Origin of the sequence: Tenacibaculum sp. L6, from assembly GCF_028823685.1 — a bacterium.
GTDB lineage: Bacteria > Bacteroidota > Bacteroidia > Flavobacteriales > Flavobacteriaceae > Polaribacter.
Window position 1 is genome coordinate 1 of sequence record NZ_JAPEHZ010000008.1, and the last position, 13,764, is coordinate 13,764.

The 13,764-nt window shown below is 34.2% G+C and carries 10 protein-coding genes, 2 pseudogenes and 1 riboswitch; of the genes and pseudogenes, 11 read left to right on the forward strand and 1 reads right to left on the reverse strand.

Features of this window, described 5'->3' with window-relative positions; translation table 11 throughout:
* Positions 1 to 46: 46 nt before the first annotated feature.
* The gene (locus OU788_RS02845) at positions 47 to 769 is read right to left on the reverse strand and encodes a DUF542 domain-containing protein (protein ID WP_274633753.1); all 723 of its coding nucleotides are present in this window, start codon (positions 767 to 769) and stop codon (positions 47 to 49) included.
* Positions 770 to 1,051: 282 nt separating this feature from the next.
* Here OU788_RS02845 and msrB point away from each other — a divergent pair, with 282 nt between their 5' ends.
* The 11 genes and pseudogenes from msrB to OU788_RS02900 all read left to right on the forward strand — a co-directional run bounded on the left by msrB (position 1,052) and on the right by OU788_RS02900 (position 13,728).
* Positions 1,052 to 1,498, forward strand: a complete 447-nt coding sequence (gene msrB, locus OU788_RS02850) for a peptide-methionine (R)-S-oxide reductase MsrB (RefSeq protein ID WP_274633801.1) — start codon at positions 1,052 to 1,054, stop codon at positions 1,496 to 1,498.
* A 2-nt stretch (positions 1,499 to 1,500) separates the two neighbouring features.
* Positions 1,501 to 2,031 carry a peptide-methionine (S)-S-oxide reductase MsrA gene (gene msrA / locus OU788_RS02855; protein ID WP_274633754.1) on the forward strand — a complete coding sequence of 177 codons (531 nt, stop codon included), beginning with the start codon at positions 1,501 to 1,503 and terminating at the stop codon, positions 2,029 to 2,031.
* Between the two features lie 6 nt (positions 2,032 to 2,037).
* Positions 2,038 to 3,603 (forward strand): protein adenylyltransferase SelO, encoded by a 1,566-nt coding sequence (locus OU788_RS02860; protein WP_274633755.1) that lies wholly within the window; start codon positions 2,038 to 2,040, stop codon positions 3,601 to 3,603.
* Between the two features lie 184 nt (positions 3,604 to 3,787).
* A riboswitch (SAM riboswitch) is annotated at positions 3,788 to 3,900 on the forward strand.
* Between the two features lie 130 nt (positions 3,901 to 4,030).
* Positions 4,031 to 5,323, forward strand: a complete 1,293-nt coding sequence (locus OU788_RS02865; protein ID WP_274633756.1) for an O-acetylhomoserine aminocarboxypropyltransferase/cysteine synthase family protein — start codon at positions 4,031 to 4,033, stop codon at positions 5,321 to 5,323.
* Between the two features lie 131 nt (positions 5,324 to 5,454).
* Positions 5,455 to 8,853 carry a bifunctional aspartate kinase/homoserine dehydrogenase I gene (thrA, locus tag OU788_RS02870; protein ID WP_274633757.1) on the forward strand — a complete coding sequence of 1,133 codons (3,399 nt, stop codon included), beginning with the start codon at positions 5,455 to 5,457 and terminating at the stop codon, positions 8,851 to 8,853.
* 170 nt (positions 8,854 to 9,023) lie between these two features.
* Entirely contained in the window at positions 9,024 to 10,094 is a 1,071-nt protein-coding gene (locus OU788_RS02875) for a trans-sulfuration enzyme family protein (protein ID WP_446751472.1), read from the forward strand.
* Positions 10,095 to 10,117: 23 nt separating this feature from the next.
* Positions 10,118 to 10,532, forward strand: a pseudogene (locus tag OU788_RS02880) (RrF2 family transcriptional regulator).
* Positions 10,533 to 10,649: 117 nt separating this feature from the next.
* Positions 10,650 to 10,904, forward strand: coding sequence for a DUF2061 domain-containing protein (locus OU788_RS02885; protein ID WP_274633758.1), 255 nt, complete (start codon positions 10,650 to 10,652; stop codon positions 10,902 to 10,904).
* An 11-nt stretch (positions 10,905 to 10,915) separates the two neighbouring features.
* Positions 10,916 to 11,524, forward strand: a complete 609-nt coding sequence (locus OU788_RS02890) for a phosphoadenosine phosphosulfate reductase domain-containing protein (RefSeq protein WP_274633802.1) — start codon at positions 10,916 to 10,918, stop codon at positions 11,522 to 11,524.
* Between the two features lie 10 nt (positions 11,525 to 11,534).
* On the forward strand, positions 11,535 to 12,440 hold the full coding sequence (gene cysD / locus OU788_RS02895; protein WP_274633759.1) for a sulfate adenylyltransferase subunit CysD: 906 nt from the start codon (positions 11,535 to 11,537) through the stop codon (positions 12,438 to 12,440).
* Between the two features lie 81 nt (positions 12,441 to 12,521).
* A pseudogene (locus OU788_RS02900) lies at positions 12,522 to 13,728 on the forward strand (sulfate adenylyltransferase subunit 1).
* The last annotated feature ends 36 nt before the right edge of the window (positions 13,729 to 13,764 follow it).

A 13,764-nucleotide genomic window follows, 5' to 3' on the forward strand; every position in this document is an offset into this window, starting at 1 on the left:
GTTTAATTAATATTTTATAAAAACTGTCAACCTATTTTAGGACGACTCATAATTTGGTTCTTTTTTCTAATTCTAGTGCTTTTTTATACAGTATATTGTGTTCTAAATGTATATGATGGTATAAATCTTGTTCAAATTCTCCAAGTTTAATGTAAAGATCTTTATACGTATTCGAGACACTTTCTGAAATAGAGTAGTTATCTGTTAGTTTCGCTATTTCTCTGAAAAGATTATTAATTTCTTCATGTTCATGCTCTAACATTTTTATAGGAGTATGTATCGTGATGAATGAAGGAATGCTTATTTTTTTGTGTTCTTTGTCAGCTGCTATTAGCTGTTTTATATAAGGGAAAAGTATTTGTTCTTCTTTTTGAAGGTGAGATATAACTTCAGAAGAGGCTTTTCTAAATAGTTTATTAATTTTTAATAGTTCAGGATGTGTATCACCATAGGTTTTTATAACTTCATTTATATATTGAGAAATTATAGGTAAACTTTCTTTTACATAAGAATGATGTACACTTTCAATATAAAGGATTAAAAAGTTTAAACTCCAAGTGTTATAATCTTGAAGTACATCACTAATACTTTCAACATTTTCCAATTCGCTTTTTAATGCACTTAAGTTTATTTTATTCTTTTGGCAAACTTTGTTTATTGTTATATTTCCTTTGCAGCAAAAATCAATTCCATATTTCTTAAAAATAGGAGCTGTTTTTATATTCTCTATTACATAATCAGCGACTGTTCTATTTTCTAAGACATTCATTGTTTTTTTTTTTTTTTTTTATTTTAATAAATACTGATATAAGTTTGTAATTTGTAATTTTTTTAACTAAAATTATGTTATAAGCACGGGGAATAATGGTTTTTATTACAAATTAATAGGTAAAAGATCATTTAAAACATGATATAAATCATCCTTGAAAAAATAATTAAGGTTTCTGTTAAATTTATTCGAAAGCTTTAGTGAGTATCATAGATTTGTAAGTAGTAATAAAAAGAAGCTACTAATAAGATAATAATAGAATTTTTAGGAATGAGCGATAAAATATTAACTTGGAAAGATATTATTTACTTTGCTGTAAACGGAAATCCAACACCTGATAGCAGAGTAGAAAAAACTCCTGAAGAATGGGCAGCAATACTAACTCCAGAACAGTTTAGAATAACTAGAGAAAAAGGAACAGAGCGACCAAATTCCGGAGCTTTATGTAGTGTGTACGATGCAGGTAAGTATAAATGTGTATGTTGTGGTACTCCTTTGTTCGATTCAACGATTAAATTTAGTTCAGGTACTGGTTGGCCTAGTTTTACACAACCCATTAAAGAAAATGCCATTCAATATGAAAAAGACACTACTTTTGGTATGGTGCGAGTAGAAGTGATGTGCAATACTTGCGATGCTCATTTAGGGCATGTTTTTCCTGATGGACCAGAACCAAGTGGCTTACGTTATTGTATCAACTCTGCATCAATGATCTTAGATACCGAATAAATATGGAAGTATTAACTGTTGGAGGTGGTTGTTTTTGGTGTGTTGAAGCAATTTTTAACCAAATAAAAGGTGTAGAGAAAGTAGTTTCTGGTTATATGGGAGGAACTGTTCCAGGAACTCCAACCTATAGAGAAGTATGTTCTGGATTAACAGGACATGCAGAAGTAATTCAAGTAACGTATAATCCTGATATTATAAGTTTTGAAGAGTTATTGGTGATTTTTATGACGAGTCACGATCCTACAACTTTAAATAGACAAGGAGCCGATGTAGGAATTCAATATCGTTCGGTTATTTTTTATCATTCTGATGAACAACGAGCAATAGCAGAACAAGTAATTGAAGAGTTAAAACCTTATTTTGAAAGTACTATTGTTACAGAAGTTAGTCCAGCTACCACATTTCATGCTGCGGAAGAATATCACCAAAATTATTACGAAAACAACAAAGAACAGATGTACTGTGCAGCAGTGATTTCGCCTAAATTGGCTAAACTGAGAAAACTGCATGCAAGTAAATTAAAAGAACAATAAAACGTGTTGAAATTCAATATACAAAATACCTTTACAAACGAATTACCTGCGGATCCAATTAAAGAAAATACCCGAAGACAGGTAACAGAAGCTTGTTTTTCGTATGTAACACCTAAAAAAACTTCCAACCCTAAAGTTATACATGTTTCTGATGAAATGGCAAAAGAATTAGGGCTTTCAGCAGAAGAAATAACTTCCGAAGAGTTTAAAAATGTATTTACAGGTAATAAAGTGTATCCGAATACAGAACCATATGCGATGTGTTATGGAGGACACCAGTTTGGGCATTGGGCAGGTCAGTTAGGAGATGGAAGGGCTATTAATTTGTTTGAAACAGTTCATAATAATAAAAATTGGGCGTTACAGCTGAAAGGAGCAGGGGAAACACCATACTCACGTACGGCAGATGGATTGGCGGTATTGCGATCTTCTATTCGTGAGTATTTGTGTAGCGAAGCCATGCATCATTTAGGTGTGCCTACAACAAGAGCATTGTCGTTGGCGTTGTCGGGAGATCAGGTGTTGAGAGATGTAATGTACAACGGAAATGCAGCCTATGAAAAAGGAGCTATTGTTTGTAGAACAGCCGAATCTTTTTTGCGCTTTGGAAATTATCAGATTTTAGCCGCAAGAGGAGATGTAAAAACCTTGAAAACACTGGTAGATTATACGATTACCCATCATTTTCCTCATTTAGGAAAACCTTCCAAAGAAACGTATATTTCCTTTTTTAAAGAAGTTGCGGATCGCAGTTTAGATATGGTAATTCACTGGCAGCGTGTTGGATTTGTACATGGAGTAATGAATACGGATAATATGTCTATTCTTGGGTTAACCATTGATTATGGTCCTTACGGATGGTTAGAAGGCTACGACCATGGATGGACGCCAAATACCACCGATAATACGCACAAACGTTATCGATACGGTTCGCAACCAGAAATCGTTTTATGGAATTTATACCAGCTAGCAAATGCCTTGTATCTTTTAATTGAAGAAGCAGAACCTTTAGAAGCTGTTTTGGAATATTATCAAGAGAAATTTCCTGAAAAGTATATGCAAATGATGCGAGATAAATTAGGACTTTTTTCTTCAAAAGAATCAGATGGAAAATTAGTTTCAGACCTTGAAGAAGTACTTCAAAAAACAGAAACGGATATGACTATTTTTTTCCGATTATTAGCAACTATTTCAAAAGAAGATACAGTTGAAAATGCCATCAAAAAAATAGAAAAAGCATTTTATATTCCTTCAGAAATTGTTGATGAAATTAAATTATTTTGGGAAACTTGGTTTCAAAATTATTTGGATAGATTGCAAAATGAATCTGTTTCAGATGAAGATAAAAAGACAAAAATGAATGCTGTAAATCCGAAATATGTACTTCGAAATTATATGGCTCAACTAGCAATTGATCATGCCGATAAAGGAAATTATTTGCTGTTAAATGAGTTATATTTGCTCCTTAAAAATCCCTACGATGAGCAAGCAGAAAACGAAAAATGGTTTGCAAAACGACCAGAATGGGCTCGAAATAAAGTAGGATGCTCTATGTTGTCTTGTAGTTCTTAAGATAAAATAGATGTTAAATTGATTGTTTAAGTTGTTTGTTTTAAATATTTGATTTTCAGATTGTTTGTTTTTTATTTTGAAAATAATTCAAAAAGATTTTTTCAATAAAATTCAAAATAAATTTGGAAAATCTATTTTTATAATTGAATATTTGTGCTCGTAAAAGTTCAAACACTTATTGACGATGTTATCAAGAAAGGTGGAGGGATTAGACCCTATGAAGCCTTAGCAACCCTTTGTGCAAACAAAGAAGGTGCTAAATTCTACCAGAGTGCAAAACTCAAGGATAGATAACCCAAAGAAGTTTCTTTAATAACTACAAGAAACTCCTTATAATTTCTTAATAACATTTTTCTAGTAAGCAACATCTAACAAAGATGTGTTTTGGCTTTTGGTTTAATTTTTTATTAACTCAAAAACAAGAAAAATGAGTACACAAAAATTCGCAACAAATGCGTTGCATGCAGGTCACAATGTAACACAAACAAGTGGAACCAGAGCAGTTCCAATTTATCAAACTACATCGTATGTTTTTAACGATGCAGAGCATGCAGCAAATTTATTTTCGTTAAAGGAACTCGGGTTTATTTACACCCGATTAAACAACCCAACCAATCAAATTTTACAAGATCGTTTAGCTGCTATTGAAGGAGGTATTGGCGCTGTAGTTTTTGCTTCGGGTACCGCAGCAATTTCAACAGGATTATTAACCTTGTTAAAAGCAGGAGATCATATCGTAGCTTCAAGCAGTTTGTATGGTGGAACCTACAATTTATTAAATGTTACTCTCCCAAGATTAGGAATTACCACAACCTTTGTAGATGCTTCAAACCCTGATAATTTTGAAGCAGCAGTGCAAGAAAACACCAGAGCCTTTTTTGTTGAATCTTTAGGTAATCCGAAGTTAGATGTTTTGGATTTAAAAGCGATTTCTGCTCACGCTAAAAAAGCAAAAGTTCCTTTTATTGTAGATAATACCGTAGCAACTCCAGCTTTGTTAAACCCGATTGAACACGGAGCGAATATTGTAATTCACTCGTTAACAAAATACATTGGCGGACAAGGAAATTCGTTAGGTGGAGCCATTATTGATGCAGGAACTTTTAACTGGGCAAATGGAAAGTTTCCTGAGTTTACAGAGCCTTCAGCAGGATATCACGGATTGGTATATCACGAAGCTTTAGGAGCAGCATCGTACACATTTAAACTGATTTTAGAAGGTTTACGTGATTTTGGAGGAGCGTTAAGTCCTACAAATGCTTTTAATATTATCCAAGGATTGGAAACCTTAGACGTGAGAATTAAAAAGCATAGTGAAAGTGCTTTGGAATTAGCGAAGTGGTTACAAGAGCAAGAAGAAGTTGCTTGGGTAAACTATCCAGGACTGGAAGGAAACCAATACAAAGCTTTAGTAGATGAATACTTACCAAAAGGTCAAAGTGGATTGGTAACTTTTGGTGTAAAAGGAGGTTACGAAGCCGCTAAAACGATTGCCGATAACACAAAATTGTTCTCATTACTAGCAAATATTGGAGATACTAAATCTTTAATTATTCATCCAGCGAGTACTACACACCAACAATTAAGTGATGAAGCACAAGGAAATGCAGGAGTAACAAAAGACTTAATCCGTTTGTCGGTTGGTTTGGAAAATATTGAAGATTTAAAAACCGATTTACAAAAAGCATTTGCTAAAATTTCTAAAGAAGTATTGGCTTAAAACACCCCGCGTTAGGGATTGAAGTGGAAATCCTTTTTGTGTTGTCATTCTGAGCTTGTCGAAGAAAGCAACATAAAAAGATTGAAACGGAAAGCCCGACCCTTTAGGGTAACGCCCAAAAAATATCGGTAATGAAAAGCGATTTACAACACATACATATTCTTAGTTATACCACCACAAGCGGTACACAATTCGATACAATTCCGTTGAGCTATCAAGTTTTCGGAAAAGCATTGGGTACCGCTCCTTTGGTGCTTATTAACCATGCGCTTACAGGAAATAGCAATGTTGCTGGAGCCGAAGGTTGGTGGCAAGATTTAATAGGAGAAAACAAGGTTATAGACACTAATGAGTATACCATTTTGTGCTTTAACATACCTGGAAATGGGTATGACGATTTTTTAATTGATGATTATAAAAGTTTTGAAGCACGTGATATTGCAAATATCTTTTTACAAGGACTACAACAGTTGCAAATTGAAAAGCTATTTGCATTGATAGGAGGTTCTTTAGGAGGAGGGATTGCGTGGGAAATGGCCGTGTTGAATCCGAAAATTACTGAACATTTTATTCCAGTAGCGACTGATTGGAAATCGACCGATTGGTTGATAGCGAATTGTCAAATTCAAGAACAATTTTTAACCAATTCTAGCAATCCGGTACATGATGCACGTATGCATGCAATGTTGTGTTACAGAACACCAGAGTCGTTTAAAAAACGTTTTCAGCGTTCAAAAAATGAAGAATCCACGCTTTTTAATGTAGAAAGTTGGTTGTTACACCATGGAAAAAAGTTACAAGAACGCTACCAATTAGCTTCTTACAAATTGATGAATCAGTTATTAAAAACCATCGATGTAACCAAAGGAAGAGAAGGATTGGATGTATTAGAAACCATTGAAGCAGACATCCATATTGTTGGCGTAGATTCTGATTTGTTTTTTACAGCGGAAGAAAACAGAGAAACACACAAACAACTGGCATCATCTCATGCGAATGTAACCTATAATGAAATTAATTCAGATAATGGGCATGATGCTTTTTTAATAGAATACAAGCAATTAGAAAAAATTATTGAACCGATATTCAATCAAAAATCAACAAATAAGAGAATGAAAATTTTAAAGTTTGGCGGAAAATCTTTGTCCAATGAAGGAATACAAAATGTAGTATCTATCATAGAACAGAAAATTAATGAAGGAGAAAAAATAGCTGTAGTAGTATCTGCAAGAGGAAATGCTACGGATGAGTTGGAAGAACTGTTAGAAAGAGCTGCTAACAATGAAGCTTTTAAAGAACAATTAGAAGCGTTTCGATATGAACAAACGAAATTAACGCCGTTGGTAGATTTTTCTACGGAATTTAATCGCTTAGAAAAGTTGTTTGAGGGAGTGAGTTTGTTAGGAGATTATAGCCAAAAAATAAAGGATGAAGTACTAGCACAAGGTGAGTTGTTATCAATAAAAACGGTAACAGATTTATTACAACAAAAAGGGATCAATGCCCTAGCTACAGATTCAAGAGAGCTGTTAAAAACAGATGAGATAGTTGGAAAAGGGCAATCGATTGTTGAAATTTCTAAAGAAAATGTGTTAAATCACTTTAAGCAACACAACGGAACAACAGTGAATGTAGTTGCTGGATTTATCGCATCGAATTTAAAAAATGAAACTACTACTTTAGGTAGAAACGGAAGTAATTACACAGCCTCGTTGTTAGCAAACTATTTGGATGCTGAAGAGTTGCAAAACTACACACATGTAGATGGAATCTTCACGGCAAATCCTGATTTGGTAGCTGATGCTAAGAAGATTGAAGTATTGTCATTTTCTGAAGCGAATGAATTGGCAAACTTCGGAGCGAACATTTTACATGCTAAAACCATTATTCCGTTATTGGAGAAGAACATTAACCTACGAATTTTAAATACCTTCAACCCTAATGATAATGGAACGTTGATTACAGCAAAATCAACTTTAAAAGGCATTAAATCCTTATCGGTTTTAGACAAGGTTGCTTTAATCAATTTTGAAGGAAGAGGTTTGTTAGGTAAAGTAGGAGTAGATGCACGTATTTTTAAAGCATTGAGCAATCACGGAATTAGCGTGAGTATCATTTCACAAGGTTCATCAGAAAGAGGTATTGGTTTGGTGGTAGATAAATCAAATGCAACTGCTGCTGTAAAAGCTTTAGAGCAAGAGTTTGAGAATGACATACAAACGAAAGATGTAAATCAGATTTCGATACAGGAAGAAGTATCGGTAATTTCAATAATTGGTCAAGATTTAAGCGAGTTCCACCACCCATACAACGCTTTAATTAAGAACCAAATAGTACCGTTATTGTTTAACAATACCATTACAGGTAAAAATGTAAGCTTGGTGGTAAAAAAAGAACAGTTACACAAGGCGTTGAACGTGATTCACGGTCAAGTATTTGGGGTTGCTAAAAAGATTAACATTGCTGTTTTTGGTAAAGGATTAGTTGGAGGAACTTTGATTGAACAAATTCTAGAGAACTCAAAATCAATTTTAGAAAGACGTAAAATACACCTGAATATTTTTGCCATTGCCAACTCTAAAAAAGTGTTGTTGACTAAAAACGGAGCTGATATAAATTGGTCAAACGAGCTTGATAAAGCAGTAGAAGATAAGTACATAGTTGATAGTGTAATTGACTATGCGAAAGAGCATCATTTAGAAAATTTAATCGCAATAGATAATACAGTGAGTTTAGATTTTATTGAGAATTACATTCCGTTAGTCAATGCTGGATTCGATTTAGTCTCTTCTAACAAAATAGCCAATACCGTTTCGTACGATTTTTATAAAGAATTGCGTAAAACCTTAGATAAAAATAAGAAGAGTTACCTGTATGAAACCAATGTTGGAGCAGGTTTACCATTGATAGATACAATTAAACTATTACACGATTCAGGAGAGAACATTACAAGAATTCGAGGAGTATTCTCAGGGTCTTTAAGTTATTTGTTTAATAAGTTTTCTGCGGAAGACCTACCGTTTTCAAGGGTGTTACAAGAAGCCATTGATAAAGGATTTACAGAACCAGATCCTCGTGAAGATTTATGTGGAAATGACGTCGCTAGAAAACTATTGATTTTAGCTCGAGAATTGGATTTAGAAAATGAATTTGAAGATATTCAGATAGAAAATTTGATTCCAGAGGAGTATAGAGAAATATCTTCTGATGAGTTTTTAGGAAACTTAGAAAAACTAGACACTACGTTTCAACAACAAAAAGAAACACAAGAAGAGAAGCATGTACTGAGATACATTGGTGATTTACACGGAGATCTACAACAATCGAAAGGAGAATTGGATGTAAAATTAGTATCGGTACCAGAGAGTTCGCCTTTAGGAAGTTTAAAAGGGTCTGATGCAATTTTTGAAATTTATACAGAGTCATACGGAGCACAACCTATTGTCATTCAAGGAGCAGGAGCAGGATCAAAAGTTACTGCAAGAGGCGTATTTGGAGATATTTTACGATTAGCAAAGAATAATAACTAGATAGACTAGAGAATAAAGAAGTGAGAATAGAGAGAAAAAATAAGAGAGTCTCACTTCTTTGTTCTAACAGCGAAGCGGTCTAACATCTAAAAAAACAACATGAGTCAACATTTCGAAACCCAAGCCATTTTTCAGAACATTCAACACCCTTATACTTAACCTCAAGTTTTGTGTTTGATGATGCTGAAGATATGCGAGCATCGTTTGCCGAAGAAAAGGAGAAGAATTTATACAGTCGATTTTCAAATCCGAATACCACAGAATTCGTTAATAAAATGGTAGCAATGGAAGGAGCAGAGGCAGGATATGCTTTTGCAACAGGTATGGCTGCGGTGTTTTCAACGTTTGGGGCTTTGTTAAATGCAGGGGATCATATAGTTTCATGTCGTTCTGTTTTTGGGTCAACCCATAGTTTGTTTACCAAATATTTACCAAAGTGGAATATTGAATCGAGTTACTTTAAAATTAATGAAGTAGATAAAATTGAAAGCCTAATTCAGTCGAATACCAAAATATTATATGCAGAAACGCCAACCAATCCAGCAGTAGATATTTTAGATTTAGAGTTGTTGGGAGGTATTGCAAAGAAGCACAATTTATTGTTGGTAATTGATAATTGCTTTGCAACGCCTTATTTACAGAATCCAATCAAGTTTGGAGCAGATTTGGTCATTCATTCAGCAACGAAGTTAATAGACGGTCAAGGGCGTGTTTTAGGAGGAGTAACAGTTGGAAAAGAGGAATTAATCAGAGAGATTTATTTGTTTTCAAGAAACACTGGACCAGCAATGTCACCATTCAATGCTTGGGTATTATCTAAGAGTTTAGAAACCTTATCGATACGAGTAGAAAAGCACTGCGAGAATGCGTTGAAGGTAGCACAGTTTTTAGAAGAACACCCAAAAGTGAATTTGGTTAAGTATCCATTTCTAAAATCACATCCACAGTATGAAATCGCAAAAAAACAAATGCGACTGGGAGGAAATATTGTCGCTTTTGAAGTAAAAGGAGGTATTGATGCTGGACGTAATTTTTTGAATAGCATAAAACTATGCTCATTATCAGCAAATTTAGGAGATACACGAACGATTGTAACACATCCAGCATCAACAACGCATAGTAAGTTAAGTGAAGCAGACCGATTAGAAGTAGGAATTACTGATGGTTTAGTACGATGTTCGGTAGGATTAGAAAATGTAGAAGATGTAATTAACGATTTAAATCAAGCATTAAATAATTAGGAAGTAAAGTATATATTTGTAATATGCTTTCTAAGAAAACAAAATACGGAATTAAGGCGCTTAGCGCTTACTTTTATTGCTAGGCAAGAAAAGGGCACTATGGTACAAATTGCGACCATTTCAGAAAATGAAAATATTTCGCACAAGTTTTTAGAAAGCATATTACTTACCTTACGAAAATCAGGAATTTTAGGAGCAAAAAAAGGGAAGGGTGGAGGCTATTATTTGCTTAAGCCATCCAACGAAATTAAAATGACTGAGGTTATTAGAACACTTGAAGGACCTATTGCTATGGTACCATGTGTTAGTTTGAATTATTATGAAAAGTGTGATGACTGCCCAGATGAAGAAGCATGCTCAGTACATAAACTAATGATTCAAGTAAGAGATAATACACTACAAGTACTTCGTAATAACACACTTGCAGATTTAGTGTAGTATTAACAAATTGTAAAATTCAAATTTTTTTTTGATTTCCCCCTGGAGAATTAAAAAGCATCTGTATATTTGTCGACTTAAAACCTAGTATTCCGATAGGGTAATAGTATTTTAAAAATGATTGTAGAACAAGTAGTAGAAAATAAAGCTAATTATAAAGAAGATAAGCTTTCTGAAAAACCACTAAGAAGCATTATAAAGTCAATAAGTTGGAGAGTTGTTGGTACCATAGATACCATATTAATCTCATGGATAATTACCGGACAAGTAAAAACAGCCTTTTCAATTGGAGCGATAGAATTAGTAACAAAAATGCTATTGTATTTTTTTCACGAAAGAGTTTGGAACAGTATTAAATGGGGTAAAAAATGAGCATAGAAACAATGAATTTAGAAGCAGTAAACGACGCGTTAAAAAACAAATCTCCAAAGGAGATTATTGTTTGGGCGTTACAACAGGCTAACAAGGCGGTAGTAACCACAAACTTTCGTCCCTATGAAGGAGCAATTTTACATGCAGTAGCATCAGTAAAAAACACTATAGATGTTATTTGGTGCGATACAGGGTATAATACTCCACAAACCTATAAACACGCTGAAGAGTTAATTGAAAAATTGCAGTTAAACGTTCAGTTGTATGTTCCTAAACAAACGGTAGCACATAGAAATATCACATTAGGTTTACCAACAATTGACGATCCAAAACATGCAGTTTTTACTGAGCAAGTGAAGTTGGAGCCTTTCAAAAGAGCAATGAATGAGCACAAACCAGATGTGTGGTTTACCAACTTAAGAAAAGGACAAACAGCTTTTAGAGATAGTATTGATATTGTTTCAAAAAGTAAAGATGGAGTATTAAAAGTAAGTCCATTTTACCATTGGTCAGATGAAGAGTTAGATGCTTATTTAGAAGAACACCAATTACCAAACGAGTTTAAATACTTCGATCCCACAAAAGTAGAAAGTAATAGAGAATGTGGTTTACATATTTAAAAATAGGATTATGAACACAGAAACGATACAAGTAGGAGCTTTAGAAAGTGAAGCCATATATATATTAAGAGAAGTAGTCGCGCAATTTGAAAAACCAGTACTGTTATTCTCTGGAGGAAAGGACAGTATTACGCTAGTTCGACTAGCTCAAAAAGCATTTTATCCAGCAAAAATTCCATTCCCTTTATTACATGTTGATACAGGGCATAATTTTCCTGAAACCATTGAATTTAGAGATCGATTGGTAGAAGAGTTAGGAGTAGAATTAATTGTAAGAGAAGTACAAGACAACATTGATGCTGGTAAAGTAAAAGAAGAAACAGGAAAGTACGCGAGCCGAAACATGCTACAAACCGAAACGTTATTAGATGCCATTGAAGAATTTGGTTTTGATGCGTGTATCGGTGGAGCGCGTAGAGATGAAGAAAAGGCGAGAGCTAAAGAACGTATTTTTTCAGTACGAGATGATTTTGGACAATGGGATGAAAAAAATCAACGTCCAGAGTTGTTCGATATGTTGAACGGAAGAATCGATTTAGGTCAAAACGTACGTGTTTTTCCAATTTCTAACTGGACAGAGTTAGATGTTTGGTCGTATATACAACAAGAACAAATTGAAATTCCATCCATCTATTTCGCTCATAAAAGAGCCACATTTATTAGAGACGGGTTAATCTGGTCTGCAAACGATGATGTTGTGTTTAGAGAAGAGGAAGAAGAAGTACAAGAGCGTATGGTGCGATTTAGAACGGTAGGAGATATGAGTTGTACGGCAGCAGTCTTGTCAGATGCGATAGATATTGATACCGTGGTAGATGAAATTAGAGAATCTTCCATATCAGAAAGAGGAGCAAGGATTGATGATAAACGATCTGAAGCAGCAATGGAAAAACGCAAACAACAAGGATATTTTTAAAAAGATAACCTAGTATTTAGTATAGAGTAAAGAGAGAAAAATACTCAAAGCTTAATACTAATCACTCAATACTAAAAGAACATGAACGTAGTAAAAATAGCAACAGCAGGAAGTGTAGATGACGGAAAGAGCACACTAATAGGGCGAATTTTATACGATACAAAATCATTAACCCAAGATAAATTAGAAGCGATAGAAGAAAAAAGTAAGCAACGCGGATTTGATTACTTAGATTTTTCTTTAGCAACAGATGGTTTGGTAGCAGAACGCGAACAAGGAATTACTATTGATGTAGCTCATATTTATTTTTCAACACCAAAAACGAGTTTTATCATAGCCGATACTCCTGGACATATAGAATATACCAGAAACATGGTTACGGGAGCATCCAATTCTCAAGCCTCTATCATTTTGGTAGATGCGAGAAATGGAGTAGTAGAACAAACCTACCGTCATTTCTTTATCAATAATTTACTAAGAGTAAAAGATGTAATAGTCGCTGTAAACAAAATGGATTTGGTAGATTTTTCAGAAGAAAAGTTCAATGAAATAAAAGGCGAAATAGAGTATTTATCAAAAAAGAGTGCCTATAAAAATCAAAATATCACATTTATACCACTTTCAGCTTTAAAAGGAGACAATGTTGTGAAGTCTTCAGAAAACACCCCTTGGTATAAAGGAGAAACATTATTGAATCACCTTGAAAACTTGGGGTCTGAAGATACGCAAGAAGTATCAAAAGCACGTTTCCCAGTGCAAACGGTTATTCGACCAAAAACAGACGAATATCACGATTTCAGAGGATATGCAGGAAAATTGTATGGAGGTGATTTAGCAGTAGGCGATGCAGTAACCGTATTACCATCAGCAACAAAATCTACGATAAAGAGCATTCAGTTTTTTGATAAAGAATATGCAAGAGCAAAACGAGGAAGTTCGATAAGCATCACTTTAGAAGATGATGTAAATGTGAGCAGAGGAGATATGTTGGTAAAAGAAGGAGAAGAACCATCCGTAGTGAAACAATTAGAAGCTACCATTTGTTGGATGGACAAAACTCCACTGCAAGCTTCAGAAAAGTATTACATTAAACATGGAGTAAACGATGTACAAGCGAAAATAACAGAGTTAAAAACAACCATTCGTACTGATTTTTCTGGAGTAGAAGAAGCGCCTGCTAAGTTAGCATTAAACGAAATAGGCGAAGTGAGTTTAAAAGTTAGCAAGCCTATATATAATCATCAATCCAAAAACCAATACCACGTCAGGAGTTGGTTTTATCAAGTAAACATGATGAGCCAAAATGTGCGGCAGTATGTCCAGT

Coding starts and splice junctions, on each gene's coding strand:
- cysD (WP_274633759.1), top strand. CDS start 11,535: ATGAACACAGAAACGATACAAGTAGGAGCTTTAGAAAGTGAAGCCATA.
- msrA (WP_274633754.1), top strand. CDS start 1,501: ATGGAAGTATTAACTGTTGGAGGTGGTTGTTTTTGGTGTGTTGAAGCA.
- OU788_RS02845 (WP_274633753.1), bottom strand. CDS start 769: ATGAATGTCTTAGAAAATAGAACAGTCGCTGATTATGTAATAGAGAAT.
- thrA (WP_274633757.1), top strand. CDS start 5,455: ATGAAAAGCGATTTACAACACATACATATTCTTAGTTATACCACCACA.
- OU788_RS02885 (WP_274633758.1), top strand. CDS start 10,650: ATGATTGTAGAACAAGTAGTAGAAAATAAAGCTAATTATAAAGAAGAT.
- OU788_RS02890 (WP_274633802.1), top strand. CDS start 10,916: ATGAATTTAGAAGCAGTAAACGACGCGTTAAAAAACAAATCTCCAAAG.
- OU788_RS02865 (WP_274633756.1), top strand. CDS start 4,031: ATGAGTACACAAAAATTCGCAACAAATGCGTTGCATGCAGGTCACAAT.